Raw genomic sequence first — 12,688 nt, 5'->3', positions numbered from 1 at the left:
TTTGATGAAATCTCGTCACGAAAAAGGGCGCCCCGAGAGGCGCCCTTTTCCCTGTCTGCGGGGCGGTCAGATCGCCGCGAGCAGCGCTTCGCCGCCCGAAATTTCGCAGGTGCCGGGGCTTTCTTCGCGGTGCAGAACCTTCACTTCGCCATCTTCCACCAGCATCGCATAGCGGGCCGAACGGCCGATAAGACCGGCGGGCGGCGCCGAGAAATCCATGCCGATCGCGGCGGTAAATGCGCCCTCGGCATCGGCCAGCATGGTGATGCCCGCCTCGGTCGCGCCGGTGCTTTCGCCCCATGCTTTCATGACAAAAGGATCGTTGACCGAGAGGCAGATCACCTCGTCCACGCCCTTGTCATCGAACTTGCCCTTGGTGCGGATAAAGCTCGGCACATGGGCGGTGGTGCAGGTGCCGGTAAAGGCGCCCGGCACGGCGAAAATCACCACTTTGCGGCCCGCGAGGGTCGCTTCCAGGTCAACGGCTTCGGGACCATTCGCCCCGATCTTCAGCAGGCTGGCACCCGGCAATTTCGAGCCTTCGGAAATCGACATGTCATTCTCCCTGTCGCGTTGCGTTCCTTGGGGGGGAAGATATAGGCTCCGCGCGCAACGGCAAGGCGCGGAACGGATTTAGGGGGGCGAAATGGAAAACGCAGGCATCGTGATCATCGGTGCGGGTCAGGCGGCCGCCTCTCTCGCGGCCCGGCTGCGCAGCAAGGGCCATGCGGGCGCCATCACCATCATCGGCGCCGAGCCGCTGGCCCCCTATCAGCGCCCGCCTTTGTCCAAGGCCTATCTGCTGGGCGACATGCCGCTCGACCGGCTGTTGCTGCGCAGCGATGACTTCTGGGCCGAGCAGAAGATCACTCTGCGGCTCGGCCAACGGGTCACCGCCATCGACCCCGCGGCCAGGACGGTGACGCTGGGCGATGAGGTGCTGGGCTATGAGCAGCTGGCCCTGACCACCGGCGCCACGCCCCGCCGCCTGCCCGCCGCGATGGGTGGCGATCTGGACGGCGTGTTCACCGTGCGCAATCTGGCCGATATCGACGGGCTGAAGCCGCTGTGCCGCGCCGGGGCGGCGATGGTGGTGATCGGCGGCGGCTATATCGGGCTGGAGGCGGCCTCGGTCGCCAGCAAACTTGGGATGATGGTCACGGTGATCGAGGCCGCGCCGCGCATTCTGGGCCGGGTTGCCAGCCCCGAAACGGCACAGGCGATCCGTGAGATGCATGATGCGCACCGGGTGCGGATTCTGGAAGGCGTCGGGATCGAGGCGCTGGTGGGCAGCAACCATGTCACCGCTGTCAGGCTGGCGGGGGGCGCGGAGATTGCCGCCGACATCGTGATCACCGGCATCGGCGTCACCCCCGACACCGATCTTGCCGAAGCCGCAGGGCTGGCCTGCGAGAACGGGATTGCGGTGGACGCTTATGGGCAGACCTCGGCCCCGGCGGTCTGGGCGGCGGGCGATTGCGCCTCGTTCCCCTATGGAGCCGGCCCCTCTGGAACGGGGCGTCTGCGGCTGGAATCGGTGGGCAATGCCATCGACATGGCGGAACTCGTGGCCGACAACATGCTCGGGGCCGGGATCGCCTATGTGCCGAAACCCTGGTTCTGGTCAGATCAATTCGATGAAAAGCTGCAGATCGCCGGGCTGAACACCGGCTATGACCGCATCGTCACCCGGATCAGCGATGTGGGGCAATCCTTCTGGTATTACGCGGGCGAGCGGCTGCTGGCGGTGGACGCGCTGAACGATTCCCGCGCCTATATGGTAGGCAAGCGGCTGATCGAGGCGGGCCGCAGCCCGGACCCGATAGCAATTGCCGATCCCGCCACCGACCTCAAAGCGCTGTTGAAAGCATGAGGATCATCGGCGGCTCCGCCCGTGGCCTGAAACTCGCCGAGGTTGGTGAGGGGGATCTGGCCGCGCATTTGCGCCCCACCACCGACCGCGTGCGCGAATCGATCTTCAACCTGCTGATCAACGGCACGCATGGCAATCCACTGCCCGGCGCGCGGGTGCTCGACCTGTTTGCAGGCACCGGCGCGCTGGGGCTTGAGGCGCTGTCGCGCGGCGCGGCGCAGGTGGTTTTTGTCGAGGATGGCGCCCCGGCGCGGGCGCTGATCAAAGCCAATGTCGAGAAGATGCGGGCGGCAGACAGGACCGAGATCTGGCGCAAAGATGCGACCAAACTGGGTCCGAACCCCGGCGCAAACGCCGAGGCGCGGGCCGCGGCCGCCTTTGATGTGGTCTTTCTCGATCCGCCCTATGGCAAAGGCCTGGGCGAGCGCGCCCTGACCCATGCGATTGCCGAGGGCTGGCTGACCCCCGGTGCGATGGTGGTCTGGGAGGAAAGTGCCCCGCCGCAGGTGCCCGCCCCCTTGGTGCAGATCGACCAGCGCCGCTATGGCAGCACGGTGGTCACCCTGTGCCGGATGCCCGCCTGAGTCGGAGAGCAAGGCTCAGCCGCTCAGCAATGCTGGGGCGCCGAGCACGGCCGGGCCACGGGCCGGGGCGCGGCTGATTACCTGCCCCCCGCCCCAGCGCCTTGCCCCCGGGGACCGGACGCGATAACCCCCATGGTACCGCCACCATCTGGAGTGCCCCATGACCCCGCCCCGCATCGCTGCCGTGATCTTCGACTGTGACGGGGTGCTGGTGGACAGCGAAACCGCCTCGTTTGATTTGATTTCCGAGGATCTGGCCTCTTACGGGCTGGTGATGCCCCGCGCCGAGCTGGAACTGACCTTCCTCGGCGGCACGATGAAAAACGTCTGGGAAACCGCCCGCCGTCTGGGCGCGGCCTTGCCCGACGATTGGGTCGCGGACTTTTACGAACGCCTCTATCAACGCCTCGCGCAGGGGATAGATCTGATCGACGGTGTGATGGAAGTGGTCGAGGCGCTGGACGCGGCGGGCATTCCCTATGCGGTGGGCTCCAACGGGTCAGACCACAAGATGCAGGTGACGCTGGGCCAGCATCCGCTGCTGATGCGGCGGCTGGAGGGGCGGCTTTTCTCGGGCCAGACTCTCGGCTGCCCGAAACCCGACCCGGGCCTGTTCCTGCATGCGGCGAAGTTTCTGGGCGTTGATCCCGCCGTCTGCGCGGTGATCGACGATTCCGTGCCCGGCTGTCAGGCCGCCGTGCGGGCGGGGATGCAGGGCTATGGCTTTGCCGAGCATGACGATGGCGCGCGGCTCGCCGAAACCGGCGTCCACGTTTTTCACAAGATGGCAGAATTTCCGGGGCTGATCGGCCTGCGCTGAACAGCCCCGGTTCTGCCAAGCTCTGGGTCGGGTTGCCCTATTCCGGCGTGATCAGCTTCAGCCCGATCACCCCCGCCACGATCAGCCCGATACAGAGCAGGCGCAACAGCCCCGCAGGTTCGCCCATAAAGGCGATGCCGAGGGCGGTGGTCCCCAGAATGCCGATCCCGGTCCAGATCGCATAGGCCGTGCCGAGCGGCAGGCTGCGCAGCGCCAGTTCCAGCAGCACGACGCTGATGATCATCGCCACGATGATGCCAAGGCTCGGCCAGAGGCGCGAGAATCCATCGGCATGTTTCAGGCCATAGGCCCAGACCACTTCAAAAATGCCGGCAAGTACCAGCCAGAACCAAGCCATGCGGCCCTCCTGTCAAACTGGGGTCGTCCCCGGAAATCAGCGGATATCCCGGGTCGTCCCGGGGCCGGGTGGATCAGGCCAGAGGCTGGCCCGAACGCTTGGTGCCGGGTTCAGCCCCAGGTGGGGTGAAAGCGGCCTGCGGGCGAGAGGGTGAAAATCTCGCAGCCATCTGCGGTGACGCCAATCGAATGCTCAAACTGCGCCGACAGCGATTTGTCGCGGGTGACCGCGGTCCAGTCATCGGCCAGCACTTTCGTCTCGGGGCGGCCCAGATTGACCATCGGCTCGATGGTGAAGAACATGCCCTCTTCCAGCACGGCACCTTTGCCGGGGCGGCCGTAATGCAGCACATTCGGCGGCGCGTGGAACACCCGGCCGAGACCATGGCCACAGAAATCGCGCACCACGCTCATCCGCTGGCCCTCGACATAGCTCTGGATCGCATGGCCGATGTCGCCAAAGGTCGCGCCCGGCCGCACCGCCTCAATCCCCAGCATCAGACTGTCATGGGTGACCTGCAACAGACGCTCGGCCTTGCGGCTGAGGTTCCCCGCCACATACATCCGGCTGGTGTCGCCGTACCAGCCATCCAGGATGACCGTGACGTCGATGTTCAGAATATCGCCGTCTTTCAGCAGTTTCGGCCCCGGAATGCCGTGGCAGACCACATGGTTGACCGAGATGCAGGAGGCATGTTTGTACCCGCGATAACCGATGGTGGCCGAGACCGAGCCCAGCTCAACCACCCGACGGGTGATGAAATCATCCAGCGCCTCGGTGGTGACGCCGGGTTCCACCAGCACCGCCACCTCGTCCAGGATGCGCGCCGCCAGATGGCCAGCGGCCTGCATGCCCTCGAAATCGGCCTGTTCGTAAATGCGGATGCCGTCTTTCGTCAGACGGCCACGGGTATCGTCCACGGGCGCTCTCCTGCTTTTGGCCGATTAGATAGTCACAAATCGGCGCTTTGGCCAGTGCCGGGCTTTCCCGGGCCGCAGGGCAGCCCTATACCTTGCCACAACAGTCCTCTTTCTGCCGGAGAAACCCCGCATGTCAAACCCCCGTGCCGCCATTCTGATCATCGGCGATGAGATCCTGTCGGGCCGCACGCGCGAGGGGAACGCCTGGTATCTGGCGGGCGAGCTGACCCGCATTGGCATCGACCTGCAGGAAATCCGGGTGGTCGGCGACGATCATGCCACGATCCGCGGCGCGGTGCAGGCGCTCTCGGGCGCGCATGACCATCTGTTCACCTCGGGCGGGATCGGGCCGACGCATGATGACATCACCGCCGATGCGGTGGCCGATGCCTTTGGCGCGCCGATCTCGGTGCGCGATGACGCCCGCGCCCTGCTGGCCGCGCATTACGCCGCCCGGGGGGTGGAGTTCAACGAGGCACGCCAGCGCATGGCCCGCATCCCCGATGGCGCGACGCTGATCGACAATCCGGTTTCGGTGGCCCCGGGTTTCACCATCGGCAACTGCCATGTGATGGCCGGTGTACCGAATGTGTTTCAGGCGATGGTCGCCTCGGTGTTGCCCACGCTGACCGGCGGCGCGCCGCTGCTGAGCCAGTCGCTGCGTGTGCAGATGCCCGAGGGCGTCGTTGCAGCGCCGCTGGGCGCGCTGGCGGCGGAATATCCCGATCTCTCGATGGGCTCCTATCCCTATTCGCAAGACGGAGTGCCGGGCACCAATCTGGTGGTGCGCGGTCAGGATGCCGCCCGCATCGACGCCGCGATGACCCGCCTGCATGCCCTGTTCGGAGCCACCGCATGAGCACCGCCGCCGATCTCTTTGAGGTCATTGACGCCACCTGGCCGGCCGCACGGCTGCATGAGGTGGGCGGCTTTGTCCTGCGCGAGGGCGCGGGCGGCGGCAAACGCGTCTCGGCGGCCAGCCTGCGCGATGCGGCAGCCTTCGACACCGCCGATCTGCCGCGGGTGGAGGCGGCGCATCGCGCACTCGGCCAGCCGCCCCTCTTCATGATCCGGGCCGGGGATGACAGCCTCGACGCCGAGCTGGAGGCCTGTGGCTATGTCATCGTCGATCCGGTGACCATTTATGAAGGGTCCTTGGCGCCGTTCACTGCCGAGCCGGTGCCGCCAGTGACCGCCTTCGACATCTGGCCGCCGCTGGCGATCATGGATGAGATCTGGCTCGACGGTCACATCGGCCCCGAACGCCGGGCGGTGATGGACCGCGCCGCCTGCGCCAAAACCGGGCTGCTGGGGCGCATCGATGACCGTGCGGCCGGGGTGGGTTATGTCGGCCTGCATGCGGGCGTGGCGATGATCCATGCCCTGCATGTTCTGCCCGAATGGCGCCGCCGGGGGCTGGCACGCTATATGCTGCAACAGGCGGGCTTTTGGGCCGAGGCGCAGGGCGCCCGCGCGATGGCCCTCGTGGTCACCTGCGCCAATCACGGCGCGATCAAGCTCTATGAGAGTTTCGGCATGCAAAAGATGGGCCAGTATCACTACCGCCTGCACCCGGATCACCTCGCATGAGGCTGCGCGGTTTTGCAGCCCGGCGGGGGGGCGTGGTGCTGGCTCTCGTGGGGGTTCTGACCTGCGGGCTGGCCCATCGTGCCGCCGCGGATATGGTGCTGGTCCTGCCCACCGGCAGTGAAAACACCGCGCGCGAGGAACAGGCCGTGGGCAGCGTCCGCCTGCCGACCGGCCCCTGGGCCGCCGCGGGTTTCGCCAATGTCGTACCCGAAGGCCGGATCGTGCAAGAGGCCTGGCGCCTGCGCGGCAGCCGCGCCAGCACCTTGCAGCTCTTGATCCCGCTGCGCGATCAAATCACGGCGGCGGGCTACCGCGTGCTTTACGATTGCGCGACGGATCTCTGTGGCGGCTTTGATTTCCGCTTCACCCTCAGCTTGCTGCCCGAACCCGAGATGCATGTCGATCTGGGCGATTTCCGCTATCTGGTGGCCCGGCGCGGCGAGGGGGCGACGGCGGATTATCTGGCGCTGGTGGTCAGCCGCTCGACCGATACCGGTTTTGTGCATCTGACCCATGTCACCCCGGCCACCGCCGCCCCAGCCCCCATGGCCACCGCCGCCCCCGGTGAGACGGCGGCCGAGGCGCCCTCCGGCGCGGACGGTTCCGCCCCCGCAAACGTGTCCGCCCCCCTCCCCCCCGCTCCGGGCACCGTCACGATGGCGGATCTCGAGCAGAAGGGCAGTGTCGTGCTCGAGGATCTGGATTTCGGCAGCGGTGCGACGACGCTGGCCGATCACGCCTATCCCTCGCTTGCCGCGCTGGCGGCCTATCTTGCCGCGCATCCGGCAAGCCAGGTGACACTGGTGGGCCATACCGACACCACCGGCAGTCTGGCGACCAATGTGGCGCTGTCGCAAAAACGCGCGCAATCGGTCCGCGCCCGGCTGCTCACCCTGCCCGGGGTGACCGCCGCGCAGGTCAGCGCCGAAGGGGCAGGCTGGCTGGCCCCCCGTGCCAGCAACGAAACGGAAGAGGGCCGCGCCCGCAACCGCCGGGTTGAGGCGGTGCTGATCCCGCAGCCCTGACCGCTGGTAGCAAAAACGCAAAAAGGGGGCACAGGGCCCCCTTATTCAGATTGTCGCCCGATCTTACCAGTTGTCGGGGCCTTTGTCGGCAAAGGTATCGGCCAGAAAATCAATGAAGGCCCGCACTTTCGGCTGCGTGAACCGACCCGGCGGATAGACGGCATAGATGCCCAGCGTCTCCATCGGCAGATCCGGGATCGCCTCTTCCACCAGCCCCTGTTTCATCGCATCGGCGTAGAGAAAGCTCGGCAGATAGGCGATGCCCAGACCCGAAGTGGCCGCATGCAGCAAGGATTGCCCGTCATTCACCGTCAGCCAGCCCGCGGAGCGGACCTGACGCCGCTCGCCCGAGGGGGCGGTGATCTTCCAGACATTCCCTGCCGCCTGATTCGAATAATGCAAAAGCTTGTGCTCGTTCAGATCGTCGATCCGCATCGGGCGGCCGTATTTCTGGAAATAGGACGGCGCGCCGATCATCCGCCGCGCGGTCTCGGTCAGTTTGCGGGCGCGCAGGGTGCTGTCCTCCAGCTCGCCCACGCGGATTGCCATATCGAACCCTTCCGAGATCAGTTCAACATAGCGGTTGTTCAACACCATATTGACCGTAATATCCGGATATTCCTGCAAAAAGTCACCCAGCACCGGTGAGAGCAGATTGACACCAAAATCGGTCGCCACCGAAATCCGCAACAGCCCCGAGGGCGCCGTCTGCATCGAGGTGACCAAAGCATCCGCCTCGCCCGCATCGTTCAGCACCCGCCGCGCGCGGTCATAATAGGCCAGACCGATTTCCGTCGGGCTGACGCGCCGCGTGGTACGGTTCAGCAGCCGCGCGCCCAGACGCGCCTCCAGCGCCGAGACATGCTTGGAGACGGCGGATTTGGAAATCCCCATCTTTTTGGCCGCATCGGTAAACCCCCCCTGGTCAACCACCATGGCAAAGGCTTCCATTTCTGTGAGGCGGTCCATTCTGTATCCTTCGCAGACATGAGGTGCTGCCCCCGTGTATCGCGGCGAAATCGGGCGCAAATGCGGCCAGCGCGGGACAATGGCGGGGAATTTCGCCGGGTTGGTTAAATACCGGAAACGATGCCGCGCCCGGCCGCCGCCGCGATTCCCGCGCGCAAACCCCCGCGTGACGCGGCGTTGCGCGTGACAAGCCCGCCGCGCCCCCGCAGATTGCGGGAGGTCAGGGAGGACGCAATGACCCGATATCCGCATATGCTGGCGCCGATCACTTTGGGCGCCGTCACGCTGCCCAACCGGGTGATGATGGGCTCGATGCACACCGGCCTCGAAGAGACCGGCGACTGGAACCGCGTGGCCGAATTCTACGCCACCCGCGCGCGCGGCGGGGTGGGCCTGATGGTCACCGGCGGCATGTCCCCCAACGCGGAAGGCGGGGTGTTTCAGGGCGCCGCCGGTCTTTTCACCCCCGAAGACATCGCCCACCACCGCATCGTCACCGACCGCGTCCACGCGGCGGGCGGCCGCATCGCCATGCAGATCCTGCACGCCGGGCGCTACGCCTATAACCCCGCCTGCGTCGCCCCTTCCGCGCTGAAATCTCCGATCTCGCCCTTCGCACCCCAGGAGCTCGACGCCGCCGGAATCGAGAAGCAAATCAACGACATCACCACCGCCGCCCTCCGCGCCCGCGAGGCGGGCTATGACGGGGTTGAGGTGATGGGCTCCGAAGGCTATTTCCTCAACCAGTTCCTGGTGCGCCACACCAACCGCCGGACCGACGATTGGGGCGGCAGCTATGCCAACCGCATGCGGCTGCCGGTCGAGGTGGTGGCCCGCATCCGTGCCGCCCTCGGCCCCGATTTCCTCATCATCTACCGCATCTCGCTGATCGACCTCGTCCCTGACGGCTCCACCTGGGACGAGGTTATCACCCTCGCCCGCGCGATCGAGGCGGCGGGGGCCGATGTCCTGAACACCGGCATCGGCTGGCACGAGGCGCGCATCCCCACCATCGCCACTTCGGTGCCGCGCGCGGCCTTCAGCTGGCTGACGGCCAGACTGCGCCCCGAGGTCGGCATCCCCGTCATCACCTCCAACCGCATCAACACGCCCGAGGTGGCCGAAGCTCTCCTCGCCTCAGGTCAGGCCGACATGGTCTCCATGGCGCGCCCCTTCCTCGCCGATCCAGACTTTGTCGCCAAAGCCGCCGCAGGCCGTGCCGCCGAAATCGCCCCCTGCATCGCCTGCAATCAGGCCTGCCTCGACCATACATTCAGCGGCAAGACCGCCTCCTGCCTCGTCAATCCCCGCGCCGCCCATGAGACCGAGCTGACGCTCACCCCCGCCCGCACGCCCAAAACCATCGCCGTGGTGGGGGCGGGCCCTGCGGGCATGACCGCCGCGATCACCGCCGCCCAGCGCGGCCATAAGGTGACCCTCTTCGACCGGGCAGGGCAAACCGGCGGCCAGCTGACCATGGCGCGCGAGATCCCGGGCAAAGAGGAATTCCACGGCCTCACCACCTGGTTCGCCACCATGCTCGCCACCACCGGCGTCACCCTGCGGCTGAACACCGAGGCAACCCCCGCCCTGCTCGCCCCCTTCGATGAGGTGATCCTCGCCACCGGCGTCCTCCCGCGCGACCCGCAGATCCCCACCGAACCCGGCGCCAATGTCGTCAGCTATATCGACATCCTCACCGGCAAAGTCACCGCAGGCGCCCGGGTGGTCATCCTCGGCGCGGGCGGCATCGGCTTTGACGTCGCCGAATACCTCACCCAATCGGGCGAGAGCGCCACGCTGCACCTGGACGACTGGCAGCGCGAATGGGGTGTCGGCGATCCGGCGCAGACCGCGGGCGGCCTGACCCCCGCCGCCCCGGAGGCCCCGGCGCGTCAGGTCACCCTGCTGCAGCGCAAAGCCGAGAAACCCGGGCGTCGTCTGGGCAAGACCACCGGCTGGATCCACCGCGCGCAACTGGCCGCCCGCGGCGTCAAAATGCTCGGCGGGATGCGCTACGACGCGATCACCGCGCAGGGCGTGCAGGTGTCACAGGGCGCCGCCGGCGAAAACCCGCAGCTGATCCCCGCGGATACGGTGGTGCTCTGCACCGGGCAAATCAGCAACCGCCAGCTTGCCGATCAGCTGACCCGGCCCTACCACCTGATCGGCGGCGCGGATCTTGCCAGCGAGCTGGATGCCAAACGCGCCATCGATCAGGCCCTGCGCCTGACGCTCACGCTCTGAACCAGAACGCCTCGCCAAACCGCTTTCTTCTTGGCAAAAATACCTCGGGGGAGGCCGGGCCCCCGGGCCCGGGCGGGGGCAGCGCCCCCCCCTTTCAACCCTCGGTTTCGACGCAATGCCGCCGAAAGGCGCGTTTGAGCATATCCAGCTCCGCGCGCAGCAAATCCACTTCGGCCCGGATGTCGTCTTCCAGCGGCACCCCGGTGACAATCGTGAACTGCGTCACCCGCTCGCCCTGCGGCCCCAGCACCAGAAAGCTCTGCACGCCATCCGACAACAGCTCTGCGGGGATCGGCAGGCTCAGCTTCCAGCGCTCGGCACCGTCCTGCACCGCCTCAAGCCCCGCCAGAGGCTGCTCCTGATGCACAATGCTGACCGCGGGTTGCTCCGGCGTCTCACTGACCACCGCTTCCCAGCGCCCGGCCTTGATGCGTGACATCTCAAGTTTCATGCGCGTCCTTTCAGATCTCTGCCCGCGGGCGGCGCGACAAGGTCAGATCCCGCAGAATCACCTGATTCATTTGGGGCCCTTCAAAGATCAGATCGACCCAGGCCTTTTCCACCCGCTTTTCGTTCAGCCGCGTATAGGCCAGATCAAATTCCACCGCCTGACCAGCGCCGTTCAGCGGCACCTCCGCCACGATCTGCTCGGTGTTGGGGCCGTGTTTGACATTCAGCCGCGCGAAGATCTCCAGCGGCTTTTCCACCTCGACCACCGCCGAGAGCCGGATCACATGCGTCAGCTTCAGCCCCCGCACCGCCTCTTCGGGCAGATCCACCACCACGGACAGGTAGCTGCCATCAAAGCGGAACACATCCATCCGCAGGCCAAAGGGCGCCAGATCGGCTTCCCGCGTGTTCCGGATCTGCCGCAGCGTCAGCTCGCTGACCGTGCAATCATGAAACAGGGTGGTGCCGTCACCCATCGTGGCCCGGTTTTGCGCGGCGGCGATTCCCGCAGGCACCACAGGTCCCGACCACAATTCCGGTCGCCAGGCCCAGTCGGTGCCCAAGGGCCGATCGATCGTGTCCTTGCCGATCAGCGGCAGGGTCAGCCGTCCCTCGGCAATGTGCAGCAACCGGTCCAATTCCCGGCGGATCTGCCGCGCATCGCCCCGCAATTGTCGCAACGACGCCAAATCCAGCCGGTCCGCCAACCGCGCCGCGCGCGACCAGCGCGCCAAGGCCCGGCGCTGCACCAGTCGATCAATAAAAGTATCGCTCTGCTTGCTCATCGGAATCCGCTCGACCTTGAAGTCATTGTTTAGTCATGAAAAACAACTCTCTACCATGCTTTCATTTTGACGCCGAATCCAAAAGCCCCCTTGGCAAATAATTCTGCCAGGCTGCGGCGCGGCAGATTACTTGCTGGCGGCCGCCGTCGGGGCGGATCCGGCCTTGTTTTGCTGGGCGATCTGTTGGGCAAACTCCACCAGCAAGGCCCGCTGATCGGCATCCCCCACCGGCGCGCTCAACACCGGCAACACCGAGATCGAGACGAGATACCCCCGCACGTCGATCACGCCGCGCCAATAATCCTGCGCCACCGGGGTGCCGGTGCTGGCGGAAGTGTCGCGCAATTTCATCGCGAACAGGCCCGGCGCCGCCCGCACGCTCAGCACCTTGACCGAGGCCGATTTGCCGTCGCGCGCCAGAGCCGCCCGGCCCGGCGCGGAGCGGAAGAATTTCTCCAGCATTGCCGTGCTTTTGTCGAGCGGCTGGCTAAGCGACGCATCGGCCCGCACGGTGGCGGTCAGGACGGCGGGCTGCCGCGCGGCAGGCCCCGCCGCGACACCGCTGATTGCCGCACAGGTGCCGAAAATGGCAAAGGCCTGGCTGGAATCCGCACGGCTGCCCTCGGTGTCCAGGCAAAAACCACTGGGGGCACTCAACGTCAGGGCGCCATTCAGCGCGGGCATGCTGCGCGGGGCCGAGCCGGTCATCACGCAGCCTGCCAGGCCAAGTCCCACCAGCCCGAGCCCGAGGAGACCGCGCAGACCTGCGGTGACGGACCCCGCGCCGCTCTTCATTCCTGTGGACATGCGTTCTCGCCTCCATCCCAAAGTCCTGCCCGCGGCCTTGTGCCAAAGCGCCTCCTGCGCCGCGCCTTCCGGCGCCGGGTCGAGGCATAGGTCCCCTAAACTGCCACGCGGTTCTCCGCGGCCTATGGATTCTGTCGCTCAGGGGAATAATCGCCTCCCCCCTGCGGAGCAAGGAAGATTGCGCCAAAGGCCCCCGACGCCTCGGTGTGGCCCGGGGCCTGCCGGTGCGTGCCGATGCCGCCCACCCGGGTTTCATGCCG

The 12,688-nt window shown here is 66.5% G+C and carries 14 protein-coding genes; 7 read left to right on the top strand and 7 right to left on the bottom strand.

The annotated features are described in order from the left end of the window. Positions 1 to 66 precede the first annotated feature (66 nt). On the bottom strand, positions 67 to 555 hold the full coding sequence (locus ACEN2S_RS04035) for a peroxiredoxin (protein WP_441862696.1): 489 nt from the start codon (positions 553 to 555) through the stop codon (positions 67 to 69). A 91-nt stretch (positions 556 to 646) separates the two neighbouring features. Between ACEN2S_RS04035 and ACEN2S_RS04030 the strand changes: the two genes are divergently transcribed. From ACEN2S_RS04030 to ACEN2S_RS04020, 3 genes are all read left to right on the top strand, one after another. Then, positions 647 to 1,873: an NAD(P)/FAD-dependent oxidoreductase gene (locus ACEN2S_RS04030; RefSeq protein ID WP_441862693.1), complete on the top strand. Its 1,227-nt coding sequence runs from the start codon at positions 647 to 649 to the stop codon at positions 1,871 to 1,873. Next, entirely contained in the window at positions 1,870 to 2,457 is a 588-nt protein-coding gene (rsmD, locus tag ACEN2S_RS04025; protein ID WP_441862691.1) for a 16S rRNA (guanine(966)-N(2))-methyltransferase RsmD, read from the top strand. The genes ACEN2S_RS04030 and rsmD overlap by 4 nt, the downstream gene beginning before the upstream one ends. A gap of 160 nt (positions 2,458 to 2,617) precedes the next feature. Next, complete coding sequence (locus tag ACEN2S_RS04020) at positions 2,618 to 3,277, top strand: HAD family hydrolase (protein WP_441862688.1); 660 nt, start codon at positions 2,618 to 2,620, stop codon at positions 3,275 to 3,277. A gap of 37 nt (positions 3,278 to 3,314) precedes the next feature. Here the strand turns inward: ACEN2S_RS04020 and ACEN2S_RS04015 are convergent, their stop codons facing one another. Together ACEN2S_RS04015 and map are read right to left on the bottom strand one after the other, a co-directional pair. Next, a complete protein-coding gene (locus tag ACEN2S_RS04015) occupies positions 3,315 to 3,635 on the bottom strand; it encodes a DMT family transporter (RefSeq protein ID WP_441862685.1) in 321 nt (106 codons plus the stop codon). Positions 3,636 to 3,745: 110 nt separating this feature from the next. Continuing rightward, a complete protein-coding gene (map, locus tag ACEN2S_RS04010; RefSeq protein ID WP_441862682.1) occupies positions 3,746 to 4,555 on the bottom strand; it encodes a type I methionyl aminopeptidase in 810 nt (269 codons plus the stop codon). A 130-nt stretch (positions 4,556 to 4,685) separates the two neighbouring features. Here map and ACEN2S_RS04005 point away from each other — a divergent pair, with 130 nt between their 5' ends. The 3 genes from ACEN2S_RS04005 to ACEN2S_RS03995 are packed head-to-tail and all read left to right on the top strand — an operon-like array spanning position 4,686 to position 7,170. Further along, complete coding sequence (locus ACEN2S_RS04005) at positions 4,686 to 5,414, top strand: competence/damage-inducible protein A (RefSeq protein ID WP_441862680.1); 729 nt, start codon at positions 4,686 to 4,688, stop codon at positions 5,412 to 5,414. Next, on the top strand, positions 5,411 to 6,145 hold the full coding sequence (locus ACEN2S_RS04000) for a GNAT family N-acetyltransferase (RefSeq protein WP_441862677.1): 735 nt from the start codon (positions 5,411 to 5,413) through the stop codon (positions 6,143 to 6,145). Before ACEN2S_RS04005 ends, ACEN2S_RS04000 begins: the two co-directional genes overlap by 4 nt. Positions 6,146 to 6,180: 35 nt before the next feature. Beyond that, positions 6,181 to 7,170, top strand: coding sequence for an OmpA family protein (locus tag ACEN2S_RS03995; protein WP_441862674.1), 990 nt, complete (start codon positions 6,181 to 6,183; stop codon positions 7,168 to 7,170). Between the two features lie 63 nt (positions 7,171 to 7,233). Here the strand turns inward: ACEN2S_RS03995 and ACEN2S_RS03990 are convergent, their stop codons facing one another. Beyond that, on the bottom strand, positions 7,234 to 8,139 hold the full coding sequence (locus tag ACEN2S_RS03990; RefSeq protein ID WP_441862671.1) for a LysR family transcriptional regulator: 906 nt from the start codon (positions 8,137 to 8,139) through the stop codon (positions 7,234 to 7,236). Between the two features lie 234 nt (positions 8,140 to 8,373). Between ACEN2S_RS03990 and ACEN2S_RS03985 the strand changes: the two genes are divergently transcribed. After that, on the top strand, positions 8,374 to 10,386 hold the full coding sequence (locus ACEN2S_RS03985) for an oxidoreductase (RefSeq protein WP_441862668.1): 2,013 nt from the start codon (positions 8,374 to 8,376) through the stop codon (positions 10,384 to 10,386). Positions 10,387 to 10,480: 94 nt separating this feature from the next. On the opposite strand, the gene ACEN2S_RS03980 is transcribed toward ACEN2S_RS03985, so the two are convergent. From ACEN2S_RS03980 to ACEN2S_RS03970, 3 genes are all read right to left on the bottom strand, one after another. Then, the gene (locus ACEN2S_RS03980) at positions 10,481 to 10,825 is read right to left on the bottom strand and encodes a hypothetical protein (RefSeq protein WP_441862665.1); all 345 of its coding nucleotides are present in this window, start codon (positions 10,823 to 10,825) and stop codon (positions 10,481 to 10,483) included. 22 nt (positions 10,826 to 10,847) lie between these two features. Further along, positions 10,848 to 11,621, bottom strand: coding sequence for a DUF6478 family protein (locus ACEN2S_RS03975; RefSeq protein ID WP_441862663.1), 774 nt, complete (start codon positions 11,619 to 11,621; stop codon positions 10,848 to 10,850). Positions 11,622 to 11,747: 126 nt separating this feature from the next. Beyond that, positions 11,748 to 12,428, bottom strand: coding sequence for a hypothetical protein (locus tag ACEN2S_RS03970; RefSeq protein ID WP_441862660.1), 681 nt, complete (start codon positions 12,426 to 12,428; stop codon positions 11,748 to 11,750). Positions 12,429 to 12,688 lie beyond the last annotated feature (260 nt).

The sequence above is a fragment of the Phaeovulum sp. W22_SRMD_FR3 genome (assembly GCF_052113705.1).
In the GTDB taxonomy this organism is placed as follows: Bacteria; Pseudomonadota; Alphaproteobacteria; order Rhodobacterales; family Rhodobacteraceae; genus JBGQOG01.
This window is presented reverse-complemented; position numbering and strand designations above follow the sequence as displayed.